This is a genomic window from Rhodococcus sp. P4_B6, assembly GCF_056402215.1.
The window spans coordinates 1-10,967 of the sequence record NZ_JBFUHV010000233.1 but is presented as its reverse complement, the minus strand read 5'-3'; the positions used below and the strand labels follow the sequence as shown (position 1 = coordinate 10,967).

The following is a 10,967-nucleotide window of genomic DNA, read 5'->3' as shown; positions in this document are numbered from 1 at the left end:
CACCCAGAACGGCGAGCGTTTCCGCCACGGCGCGCACCACGGGCAATTGTTCGAACTCCGCCGCCACACGAAGTTCCACGGGCACACCGGATCTCGTTTTCATTCGTCTAACCTCGTCGACCTCGGCCATCTGCACTCCACGTCTGTGTCGTCGGTTTCTGCGACTCTCGGCAGCGTACCCAGCTGCCGCGGCCCTCAACCCGCCGGCGAACGAAAGTGCGAACGTGTCCCGAATGTGTCCTGACGTGTGGTTCGACGAACCCGATTCGGTGGGTCTCAGGCGATCCGGACGTCGCGTGCCTGGTTGCCGGTGTCGGTGCGGCAGACGGTGAAGCTGACGCGCTGCCCGTCCACGAGGATGCGGTGACCGTCTCCAGCGATTTCGGAGACGTGGACGAAGACGTCGTCGGATCCGTCGGCCGGGGCGAGGAACCCGAAACCCTGTTCGGCGTTGAACCATCGCACCGTGCCGGTCTGCAGGTCCGTCGACGGGCGGGCAGGCAGTGTGTCGCCGGCGCTCATCGTGCCGCCCTCCGATCGGCCAGGCCGCGGAGCGCGGCGCCGCCCCCCAGGCTCGCAACGAGTAGAACCACAAGCAGAGCCACGTTGAGCATTGCTCCTCCTCGGCATGCGCACTTTCGACCCCCTGGCCGAATCAACCCGAAAATAGTGGGTCTCTTTCGAGTACGGGGCGGTTCGGCCGAGCGTTTGCACAATCGAGATCTGGCGGACACAACACATCCACGTCGGACGCCACAGAAGATCTGATTTGCTAGACATAGATTTTGTAGTACGGTCGAAGCGTCGGAACTTCAGCGATCGAGTCGAGAACGCGTGGCGACACGAACAGAAGTCGCCGGCGAGGTCAGGGCCCGTGATTCGAGACCTTCCGTCACGGGTACGCGGTGAGTTCGCCAGGCGCCGCCCCGACACGCAGGCGACCGAACGGGGCATCCACCCCGGGGTTCCGCAGRCAGTCAGTAAGCGAAAGAGAGGACCGAGAATGTCGAAGTTCACCGTGCCAGGTCTTTCCGACGATCAGGGAGCGCAAGTCGCCGGCATCCTGCAGAAGCGGCTCAGCGCGTACAACGATCTTCATCTGACGCTCAAGCACATTCACTGGAATGTGGTGGGTCCGAACTTCATCGGCGTGCACGAGATGATCGACCCGCAGGTGGAATTGGTGCGCGGCTACGCAGACGCGGTCGCCGAGCGCATCGCCGCCCTGGGGAAGTCGCCCGACGGCACACCGGCCGCCATCACCCGCGACCGCACGTGGGACGACTACTCGGTGCACCGCGACACGGCGCAGGCGCACCTCGGTGCCCTCGACCTCGTGTACAACGGCGTCGTCGAAGACAACCGCAAGGCGATCGCCGAAACGGGCGAACTCGACCCGATCACCGAGGACCTCCTCATCGGCCAGACCGGCGAACTCGAGAAGTTCCAGTGGTTCGTGCGCGCCCACCTCGAGAACTCCGGCGGCAGCCTCTACACCAACGGCGCGCACTCCGAGAAGCAGGCCGCCTCGCAAGCGCGGTGAGTACGGACCGACCATCCCACTACCGAAAGGTGACGAACATGGCTGAGAACAACAGCGGACCGGCAGAGGCCGTCAAGGGCGTCGTCGAAGACGTCAAGGGCAAAGCGAAGGAAGCCGCGGGAGCGGTGTCGGGCCAGGACGACCTCACCCGCGAGGGCAAGGCGCAGCAGGACAAAGCCGCCGCTCAGCGCGAGGCAGCCGCGAAGGAAGCCGAAGCAGAGAAGGCTCGCGGCAAGGCCGAGGCGCAGGAAGCACGTCAGCGCGCCGAACAGTGACACGCTGCGGGCCGGAACCCTACCGGCCCGCAACGGGTGTCTCCTCTCCGAGTGGCACCGGCGACCGCCGGATGACGCTCACCCCTGAAAGGACTGATACGTGCTAGGACTGGGAATTCTGGGCTGGATCATCATCGGCGGTCTCGCCGGGTGGATCGGCAGCAAGATCATGAAGACCGACGCCCAGATGGGGATCATCCTCAACATCGTCGTCGGAGTCGTCGGCGGACTCCTCGGCGGCTTCATCCTCAGCCTCTTCGGCACAGACGTCGAAGGCGGCGGTCTCTGGTTCAGCTTCTTCACCTGCCTCCTCGGCGCGGTAATACTCCTGTTCCTGGTCAAACTCGTGACCGGGCGACGTTAGACGCCCACATTCCAGAACCGGGCCTGCCCATCACACGATGGGCAGGCCCGGTCTCTTCGTCGCCGCCGCTTTGCCGCGCTGGTGGTGTTCTGCGGACTCCGGGGTTTCGCCGCAGTCCTGCAGTCGCGGCATCGGTGAGCCTCGTGTTTTGGTCTCAATGCTTCCGGGTAGGCGAAGCGGGGGCAGCGGAAGGAGAGGGTGATCGTGTCCGAGAGCACGCACGACGAGAAGGACGATCCGAAAGGCGGGCGCCCGGGCCCAGCCGATCACGGCAAGGACGGCGGCATGGCCACGAGAGAGAACGCGCCCGAGTTGACAGAGGACTCCGCCGTCGCCGAGAACGACTGACCATCTGGCACTGCCGCTGACCGATCAGGAGGGGCATTGACCGATCCGAAGGCAGACCTCCACGACTACCTCCAGGCCGCGCGCGACGCGCTGCTGTGGAAGCTGGACGGATTGTCCGAGTACGACATCCGCCGACCGTTGACCGCAACCGGCACGAACCTGCTGGGGCTGGTCAAACACCTGACCGGCGTCGAGATCGGCTACTTCGGGGAGCCCTTCGGCCGATCCGCAGACTTCCCACCGTGGGTGACCGACGACACCGAAGACAATGTGGACATGTGGGCGATGGCTGACGAGTCACGCGACTATGTCGTCGGCCTGTACCGCCGGGCGTGGGAGTACACGGACGCCACCGTCCGGACGCTGCCGCTCGACGCGCCCGGACGGATACCGCACTGGCCCGAAGACCGCCGCGACGTCACACTGCATTGGATTCTCGTGCACGGGATCGCCGAAACTCACCGGCACGCGGGCCACGCCGACATCGTCCGCGAACTCGTCGACGGAACCGCCGGGCTGAGGGCGGACAACGACAACCTGCCTACAGCAGAGCGCACATGGTGGGAGAACTACAGGTCCCGCGTCGAACGGGCGGCACGGGAAGCCGGCCGAGATTGACGGCTTTCACCCCGCCGCCGGTTGCGCAGTCGTCGTGGTGACGACCGGCGTGGTGGTGGTCACCGACTCCGCTGCGGTGGTCGTCGTGGGTTCCGCCGTGGTCGCCACTGCGGACGATTCCGAGACGGCCTGCGGCACAGACGGCGACGTCGTGGTTACTGCGGCCACCTCCACGGCGGTCGTGGGTTCCGGCGATGCCGTGGAGGCGACCGTCGTAGGTGCCGGTGAGCTGGTGGTCGTCGTGGTTGCACTCACCGTGTTGCCGGCCGGCGCGGACTTCTTCGCGGCGGACGTTGTGGTGGGTGCGACCTGCACCGCTTCTGCGTCCTTCGTCGAGGCGGCCGCGAGTTTCGCTGTCGACTGCTGCGGCGCAGCCGTGCGCGCCTCGCCCTTCTCCGCTTCCTGCGCAAGGTGCGTCAGCCAGGCCGCTGCGTACTGGGCAGACGTCAGCGGTTTCCCGTTTCCGGCGTTCGCGTCACGCCAGTAGTCGAAGTGGTGGCCGGTCCCCTCCCCCAGCGTCTGCTGGTACGGATCACTCATCGCCACCTGGATCGTGTTCTGGTTGTCCGCGATGAACCCGATGATTTCGTTCCGCACCTTCGCGGGCAGGTAGACGAGGTCGACCGCCTGGTTGGACGAGATCGGACCGGCCGGCGTGTCGGACTGCGCCGCAACGGGATCGGCGGGCTTGTAGGCCGGATCCGACACCTTGACCAACACGTCGAGGAACGTCTCGTCGGACTGCATCCAATTGTCCTGCGACTGGATGTCCGCGAACGCGGCGAGAGCGATCTGCCCGATCACCACCGCGAGATCCTGTCCCGTCGCCGGGGTCAGCCCCTCCTTCTGCAACGCGTCGACATTCAACTGGCGTCCCACGTTGATCGCGAGTTGCAGCAGCGCAATGTTCTCGGGAGCGGAGCAGGTCAGATCGCCTTCCGAGCAGAACGATGCCACCTTGCCGTCCAACGCCCCGAAACTGCCGGACGTCCCGGGCAGAGCACCTCGCCCGGGTGTGCCGGTCTGACCTGACTGGTAGGCGAGATCGAAGCCGTCGGGATTACGGAATTCGTTCTCGGCGCCCGGAAATGCTCCTTCGCCGAGATTGCGGCCGGCATCCGCCAGGATGACGACGCCGACAACGGAAGTGGGATCGAGAATTTCGTACGAGCCGTCCTGGCCGTCCTGGTTCCCGACTTCCATCGCAACGCGTCTCGCGACGTCGGCGCCTTCGCTGTAGCCGACGATCGAGAACTTCGTGTCGGGGCACGACGCGTGAATGGAACGCATGACGGTTTCGGTGTTGTCGACGCCGGCGTTTACGGCGTCCTCGTAGGAGTTCATGTTCGCCGGGTACTCGATGTACACCGCGGCGTACGAGCCTCCGCCGACGGATTGCTGCGGCGCGTTCACCACCTCATCGATCCAGGAACTGGTGTAGTTGCTGGAGTAGGACGCGGGAAGCGGAGTGCCGTCCGGTGCCACGAGCATCTGGTGGGTCCCCGGCCTCGGACTGTCGCCACGGCCGGCCACGGCGATGCTGACCATGTCGTAGCACGCATTCGAGGCCGCTGCGGTCAAGGCTGTCGCCGTCGTGGCGGGTGACCCTGGGTTCGACCATGGTGTCGCGAGCAGTGCCGCCAGTCCCAGTGCACCAGGGGCGACCAGACTGCCTGCGATCCTCCGTCGATGCGCGACCTTGCGTGCTGAAACGCGACGTTTCATGGTCTACCCCATCCGTTCGTGGCGCGTGCCGAACACCCGAATAGGTGTCAACGCGTTAACAGACAAGTCGCGCAACGCCGCAGCGGTGTTACACGGTGCGCCGGCAGAGTCGCTTCATGACGCTCGCAGATGCGCGATGAGGATCGCCTCGATCTCCGACCGTCGCGCCGCGGACGGGAGGCGTGGGGCCGCGGACCGGTAGTGGTGCCCCGTCGGGGTGCCGAGGTCGAAGAGATGCGTTCGGCCATGCCTCCCGACGGGGCGCGCGGTCCAGCCGTCGCCCTCCTTCGCGTAATTGCACGCCGCACACAAACCGGCCCCATTATCTGCCGTCGTGGCACCCTTGTTGCGGCGCGAGAGAATGTGATCATGATGGCGGATCGGCGCATCACACCACGGCGTCCGGCACGTGCGGTCCCGCAGATCGATCAACTTCGCAAGACCCTTCGGAAACGAACGCGACTGCGACTCCATCGCCGTCAACGACCCCGACAACGGACACAAGTACACGTTTCGTAACGTCACCGCGGTATCACTATCAAGGGCGTCCGCCACCAGCTGCCGGGCGATTGCAGCCGGCACCGGCCCGAACCCCGCCAGATCCGCCGCCTCACTCTCACCCGCCAATAGGGCCTCGTCGGATATCACCAGGTTCACCGCCACCGGCACCCCCGATGCCACCGATGCCCCGGTGCCGCGGTCGAACAACAGATCCGCCATCACCTGATTCCGGGTGCGGCCACCGCTGTCCCCGGTCGCGATGAGGCTGTCGGCGTCGCGACCCAATGTGGCGTGTAGGCAGACGGCCTGTTCCATCGGCATCAGCACACTCAGATACGCCATCGAATCCGGCGCCGGCCGCGTCGTGACCCGCCGCTCCGAGACCGCGTTGCGGTACCGGGCCACGACCGCGGCGGCGTCGAGTTCCACCGCCAGGGCCTTCGCCTTCGCGACCAGGCCGCGGTCCCCGACCCCGTCGAGAATGTTCGGGTCCGAACACAACCGGCGATCCACCACCGCTCGATCCGCCGCCGACAGACACGCTGTCTCCCGCACCAGCAACGTCGCGCCACTCGTTCAACCGACCGGACCGCAACAACGCCAACGTATGCGGCATCTCGTGCACCACCGCCCGAGCGAACCCCAGATGCCGGCCACCGCGGTTCGGGGACTCCCTGCGCGCCAACGCAATCTGCGACGCGATACCGCGGTCCCACTCCGCCCGCGGCAACCCCCGAACCTTGCGGTCCTCCCGCACGCAGGTGGCGACATCGTCGGTGACCACCGCCTGCACCGCACACCCCACCGACTTCAACGACTCCACCGCATCGAGCCACTCGATCCCCAACCCCGCCTCACCACACGGCCCGACACACCGCAACCGCGCCGTGAACGCCCGCAACTCCTCCAGATCCGGTGCCACCACATCCCCCACGACCAGCCTCCCCCGAGGTTATTCGAATATACGTTCGATAGTAACCCATCGGCCGCAGCGCCGGCAATAGTCGAACCGGGTCGGTCCCAGGTCGGCGACCGTCGGCTCGATCCACCGGCGGGTGTCGCCGTTCTGGCAGAATTGTGCGGACGTCGCTCGAACTGCGGCGCCCGGTTCACGCCGCGTTGTTGCACCTCGGGAGGCGAGTCATGCCGAATGATCCTTCGGGGACGGCACGTATGGGAGGCGACAGTCCCAGCGTCGTCTTCGCGAAGTTGGCAGAGATGGTGTACAACGGCGACGACTTCGATCACGTCTACCGGGCCATCTGCGATGCCGCAGCGACTCTGGTCCCCGGGTGTGCGCATGCCAGCCTCATGCTGAAGCAGGATGATCGTCATATCACCGTGGCGGCGAGCGACGAGGTCGCAGCGCACGTCGACTCACTCGAGCGAGCCGAGCAGGAAGGACCCTGCCTCGACGCGATCGAGAATGACGCACCGCAGGTAGAAACCGAACTCGCGAGTTCGAAGCAATGGCCGCGGCTCGCCCGGCGGACTATTGCCGAGACGCCCGTCCGAGGCGCCGCAGGGTTCCGGCTCATGATCCGTGGACGGAAGGTCGGCGCACTCAACCTGTTCGCGGACAACCCCGGAGAACTCACCGACGAATCGATCGACCAGGCGATTCTGATCACGGCCTTCGCGGCGGTGACGTTGACAGCGCTCCATGAACACCAGGAAGCGCAGACGCTTCGCGACGGCCTTGCCAGCAACCGCGAGATCGGGAAAGCCATCGGGCTGTTGATGGCCTTCCACGACATTTCGCAGGACCGGGCTTTCGATCTGTTGCGCAAGACGTCGCAGGACATGAACATCAAGCTCACCGGCGTCGCGCGGGAAGTCATCGCGCATCACAATTCGAAGTTCGACTGAGGTCGGAATGTGTCGACAATCGGTTGATGCCGACCTGGGCAGAGCCGTAGTGTTGATCGCGCGTGGTTGAGAACACAGCCGCAGATTGTTTGGAGGCCGCAGCAGTGCGCGGTAGACGGATTTGCGCGCACTATCAAGCCGCTGTGATCCTCCTGCCAGTGCGCTCCTTCCGCCRATAGCGCACTGGGACCGACAGGGTGCACGCGATCGGAGGGTCATGAAGACATCACGCACGTCATTCCACGCCACTCCCCCGTCTGCGTCTCCGCCCATCCATTGCTCACTGGATATGCCCACCCACGAACGCGGGCTGCGCATGACCGTCGAATTCGCACCGTACGCAGACGCCACCGTGGGACGAATCTCGGGCGACATCGATGTGCTCGCCGCACCGTCCTTCGCGCTTGCTCTCGCACATCTGACCGACGGAGGCTCATTCTCACGGGTCGTCGTCGACATGACCGCGGTCGACTTCGTCGGGACGTCGGGACTGTCAATTCTGTCCGAGTTCGCAGAATCTGCTCGGCGGCAGCATATTACGTGGGCGCTAGCGGGTAATCGGGCGGTCTTGCGCCCCATCGAGGCCATCGGGCTGAGCGCGACCATTCCCACGTGCAGCACGGTTCACGACGCGTTCGACAGGGTGGAGAAGGCCGCGCACAGGTGATCGGAGCCGGGCGATACCGTCGCACATCACCCTGAAACGACACTCCTTTTCCAAGCGATCTGAGGCTCTACCGGACGATTCCGACGCACTGTCCGACCTCGCCCCGCGGGGGCCGGGTCGCGGAACTGGCAGCCGCCCTCGTGCGGGTCCCCCTCGACTCGCAACTTCGCGACGAAGTGCGTGGCGAAAGTTCGTGAGAACCGGCGTCGGCCCTACTCCGCCCGAACTGCAATCGACTCGCGTTCGTCGTCCTCGCGGAACATCGCTTCGATGCGGTTCTTGATCTCCGCAGTGCTCATCGAGCCTCGAGAAGGGGCGAAGCCACGATTGCGAGCCGAGGTGGGCGTGAAGGTGTTCATTGCCAGTGCTTTCTGTCTTCCGCGTCGGCGAGAGCCGCGGGGTGGTCGAAGGGTGCGTCCGCGATGCGGACGACGGTCAGATCAAGAGCGCGGCGAGTGCTACGGCAGCGAGCACTGACAGGGAAGTGGCCACCGCGACGAGAACGGAGCCCGTCACGACGATGGCGGGCGCGGTCGCTGTCGCGGCCGAGACGGAAGCGATGTACACGGTCGGGCGCAGTGTGTGCCGGGTCGACGGCTCCTCGGCGGAGGGCGACGATATCGTGTGCTGATCGTGCTGTTGCACCGTGATGCGGGTCATGTGCTGGCGTACCCCGTAATAGCGACCGAGTGACCTGAGTCACAAACTTACGAGTACGTTGTACATCACAACCGGCCTCTCGCGCCAGTGGCTGCCATCCCAATCGCCTCGATTGCGGTCCCCCGTCGCCGCCGGCGTCCCTCCAGTCACACAAGCGATCCACGTGACGCGCTGTGGACTCGGGAGTGGTATCGACGGACGGCCACCCGAGCTGTGCGCCCCCGCCCCGTATGTCGTTGCTGGATGTGAACGTGGTTGATCGGATCCGGAAGTTGGGGTTTGTGGTGACGCCCCGAAATGCCACTACCTCGCAGAAAGGCGGTCACACGTTCGCGTCAGAACCAGCCTTTGCGCTTCGCCCAGACGAGCAGTGCCCCGGACATGGCGAGCATGACGAGCACGATCACGGCGACGGAGGGCCATTGCGTCCGTTCGTTCACGATCACGTTCATGCCGATGATCGAGGACAGGGCGGTAATTGGCAGCGTGACAGCCGCGATGACGGCGAGGCGTTCCGCGGCGACGGTCATCTTGGTGTTGGTGCGGGCCTGGTAGAACTCGATCGTGCCCTGGAGGTAATCCTTCTGTCCCCTGGCCATCACGGTCAGGTGCTGGAACTGATCGACCGCATCGAGCAGGAGGTCCTGCCCCTTGCCGGCGCCGAACGCCTCGATGGTGACCATCCTGCCGTACACCTCCCCGCTCAACGCGGCCATGGTGCCGACCGTCAGCAGGCCGTGCCGGACCCGGAACATCTCGTCGAGAAACGTCTCCGGATCACCGAGGTGCCCGCCGGTGACCTGCTGCTCGAGCTTCCACACGTCCTTGGTCAGTTCGGCGGTGTAAGCCCGCATCCGTGCCGTCAATGCGGCGAGGAGGGCGAACGACAACTCGAATGCCGTGCCGGGCCGCAACTTGCCCGACTCCRGTCGGCCCAGCACCACCTTCACCTCGACCATCGCCGTCGAGGGATCGATCGCCGGATTCACGGGGCCGTGCACTGTCACCAGGTAGCGGGTACCGATGAACTGGTCCAGTTCGACGTAGTGCACGTGCCCGTGTGCGCCCGACTGCGGCGCGTGCAGAACCACGAAGAAGTGGTCCACATACCTGTGCACCTTCGGAACCTGATTGCGGTGCTCCGAATCACGCACCGCGAGAGGATGAAAACCGAAAACTGTGGTCAACGCGTCGTGTGCCTGTTCGTCCCAGGTCGGGATGTCCACCCAGACCAATCCGTCGGGCCGGTCGAGCAACTGTTTCAACTCGGTCGCCGCACACGAACGCACACCGTCGTCGGAGATGAAGCGGACGTCCATTTCGGCCTCCTCGCCCTGACGCACCGTCACCCCTGTCTTAGCACCCACAGCTGCCCGGTTCGGGAGACCCGGTGAATCCGGTCTCCGGAGAGGGGAAACTGTGGAAATGACTGACGACAGGACTGCACTGATCGTGGTGGATGCGGCGAACGTCGTCGGCTCGCGGCCCGACGGCTGGTGGCGTGATCGTGCCGGTGCGGCCCGGCGATTGCTCGTCCAACTGGGCGCCCTGGACCAGCGTCTGGACTCACCGGCCGAGGTGGTGGTCGTGATCGAGGGTGCGGCGAAGGCCGCGGTTGCCGGGGAGCAGGATCGGGAATTCGACGGTCTGCGGGTGGTGTCTGCGGACGGTTCGGGCGATGACGCGATCGTCGACGTGGTGGCCGCCGAGAAAGACGGCGACCGGCCGATCACCGTCGTTACCGCCGACCGTGGGCTCCGGGCCCGAGTCGAGGCACTCGGGGCCGTCACGGTCGGCCCGCGGTGGCTCCTTGCCCGCATCGACGGAGAGAGTTCCTGACCGTCGTCGGCCAGGGCGGCGTTGGCTGCGTTGTGTCCACACATCCCGTGGACACCGCCGCCCGGGTGGGCGGTGGAACTGGCCAGGTACAGCCGGTCGATCGACGTGTAGGGCCCGGACGAACCAGGGGTCGGACGGAAGACGAGCTGCTGATACAACTGAGCGGTGCCGCCGTTGACGGCCCCACCGTGCAGGTTCGCGCTGCTCGCCTCGAGGTCGCGGGGACGCTGCACGTTGCGCCCGACCACGCGCTCCGCGAATCCCGGCGCGTGCGATTCGAGCATCGCGTCCGCTCGGTGCGCCGGCAGCTCCGCCGATTCGTCGTCGGCAATCCCCCGCGGCAGATGCGTATAGGCCCAGGCACTTTCGATTCCTTCCGGGAAACGGCTGGGGTCCGACGTCGTCATCTGACCGAACAGCAGGAACGGGCGTTCCGGGACGACCCCCGTCGTCGCCGGCGCCCAGATGCACCGTTCCGGCGGATTCGAGGTTTTGGGACGGCCACGGAATCTTGCGGTCGAGTGCGTAGTTGACCTTTACGACGGGGGTGTCCCATTC

Annotated in this window: 13 protein-coding genes and 3 pseudogenes; 9 read left to right on the top strand and 7 right to left on the bottom strand. The window is 65.6% G+C overall.

Translation table 11 applies throughout. The features are described from left to right. Both AC1DWT_RS46150 and AC1DWT_RS46145 read right to left on the bottom strand, forming a co-directional pair. Nucleotides 1–130: pseudogene (locus AC1DWT_RS46150) on the bottom strand (ATP-binding protein); the annotation flags it as partial. 146 nt (nucleotides 131–276) lie between these two features. Beyond that, complete coding sequence (locus AC1DWT_RS46145; RefSeq protein WP_072946233.1) at nucleotides 277–522, bottom strand: cold shock domain-containing protein; 246 nt, start codon at nucleotides 520–522, stop codon at nucleotides 277–279. Between the two features lie 481 nt (nucleotides 523–1,003). Here AC1DWT_RS46145 and AC1DWT_RS46140 point away from each other — a divergent pair, with 481 nt between their 5' ends. The 5 genes from AC1DWT_RS46140 (at nucleotide 1,004) to AC1DWT_RS46120 (ending at nucleotide 3,148) form a co-directional block, all read left to right on the top strand. Next, entirely contained in the window at nucleotides 1,004–1,543 is a 540-nt protein-coding gene (locus tag AC1DWT_RS46140) for a Dps family protein (protein WP_206012297.1), read from the top strand. A gap of 38 nt (nucleotides 1,544–1,581) precedes the next feature. Next, complete coding sequence (gene mbp1, locus AC1DWT_RS46135) at nucleotides 1,582–1,818, top strand: microaggregate-binding protein 1 (protein WP_005570747.1); 237 nt, start codon at nucleotides 1,582–1,584, stop codon at nucleotides 1,816–1,818. A gap of 100 nt (nucleotides 1,819–1,918) precedes the next feature. Next, nucleotides 1,919–2,182 carry a GlsB/YeaQ/YmgE family stress response membrane protein gene (locus tag AC1DWT_RS46130; RefSeq protein ID WP_095864160.1) on the top strand — a complete coding sequence of 88 codons (264 nt, stop codon included), beginning with the start codon at nucleotides 1,919–1,921 and terminating at the stop codon, nucleotides 2,180–2,182. A 204-nt stretch (nucleotides 2,183–2,386) separates the two neighbouring features. Continuing rightward, entirely contained in the window at nucleotides 2,387–2,530 is a 144-nt protein-coding gene (locus AC1DWT_RS46125; RefSeq protein ID WP_206016307.1) for a hypothetical protein, read from the top strand. Between the two features lie 36 nt (nucleotides 2,531–2,566). Continuing rightward, the gene (locus tag AC1DWT_RS46120) at nucleotides 2,567–3,148 is read left to right on the top strand and encodes a DinB family protein (RefSeq protein ID WP_072946229.1); all 582 of its coding nucleotides are present in this window, start codon (nucleotides 2,567–2,569) and stop codon (nucleotides 3,146–3,148) included. 6 nt (nucleotides 3,149–3,154) lie between these two features. Here AC1DWT_RS46120 and AC1DWT_RS46115 read toward each other — a convergent pair whose 3' ends face one another. Further along, nucleotides 3,155–4,873: a cutinase family protein gene (locus AC1DWT_RS46115; RefSeq protein ID WP_206012298.1), complete on the bottom strand. Its 1,719-nt coding sequence runs from the start codon at nucleotides 4,871–4,873 to the stop codon at nucleotides 3,155–3,157. A gap of 114 nt (nucleotides 4,874–4,987) precedes the next feature. After that, a pseudogene (locus tag AC1DWT_RS46110) lies at nucleotides 4,988–6,308 on the bottom strand (HNH endonuclease). 209 nt (nucleotides 6,309–6,517) lie between these two features. Between AC1DWT_RS46110 and AC1DWT_RS46105 the strand changes: the two are divergent. Both AC1DWT_RS46105 and AC1DWT_RS46100 read left to right on the top strand, forming a co-directional pair. Next, nucleotides 6,518–7,243, top strand: coding sequence for a GAF and ANTAR domain-containing protein (locus AC1DWT_RS46105; RefSeq protein ID WP_206012299.1), 726 nt, complete (start codon nucleotides 6,518–6,520; stop codon nucleotides 7,241–7,243). A 289-nt stretch (nucleotides 7,244–7,532) separates the two neighbouring features. Continuing rightward, nucleotides 7,533–7,910 (top strand): STAS domain-containing protein, encoded by a 378-nt coding sequence (locus AC1DWT_RS46100; RefSeq protein ID WP_241031212.1) that lies wholly within the window; start codon nucleotides 7,533–7,535, stop codon nucleotides 7,908–7,910. 212 nt (nucleotides 7,911–8,122) lie between these two features. On the opposite strand, the gene AC1DWT_RS46095 is transcribed toward AC1DWT_RS46100, so the two are convergent. Then, a complete protein-coding gene (locus tag AC1DWT_RS46095; protein ID WP_179377706.1) occupies nucleotides 8,123–8,269 on the bottom strand; it encodes a hypothetical protein in 147 nt (48 codons plus the stop codon). A gap of 5 nt (nucleotides 8,270–8,274) precedes the next feature. Between AC1DWT_RS46095 and AC1DWT_RS46090 the strand changes: the two genes are divergently transcribed. After that, a complete protein-coding gene (locus tag AC1DWT_RS46090) occupies nucleotides 8,275–8,541 on the top strand; it encodes a hypothetical protein (RefSeq protein WP_206012300.1) in 267 nt (88 codons plus the stop codon). Between the two features lie 364 nt (nucleotides 8,542–8,905). Here the strand turns inward: AC1DWT_RS46090 and AC1DWT_RS46085 are convergent, their stop codons facing one another. After that, on the bottom strand, nucleotides 8,906–9,889 hold the full coding sequence (locus AC1DWT_RS46085) for a magnesium transporter CorA family protein (protein ID WP_477925821.1): 984 nt from the start codon (nucleotides 9,887–9,889) through the stop codon (nucleotides 8,906–8,908). Between the two features lie 106 nt (nucleotides 9,890–9,995). Between AC1DWT_RS46085 and AC1DWT_RS46080 the strand changes: the two genes are divergently transcribed. Continuing rightward, nucleotides 9,996–10,409, top strand: a complete 414-nt coding sequence (locus tag AC1DWT_RS46080; RefSeq protein WP_206012301.1) for an NYN domain-containing protein — start codon at nucleotides 9,996–9,998, stop codon at nucleotides 10,407–10,409. On the opposite strand, the pseudogene AC1DWT_RS46075 reads toward AC1DWT_RS46080, so the two are convergent. Beyond that, nucleotides 10,408–10,967 (bottom strand): annotated as a pseudogene (locus AC1DWT_RS46075) (phytoene desaturase family protein); the annotation flags it as partial. The gene AC1DWT_RS46080 and the pseudogene AC1DWT_RS46075 overlap by 2 nt on opposite strands.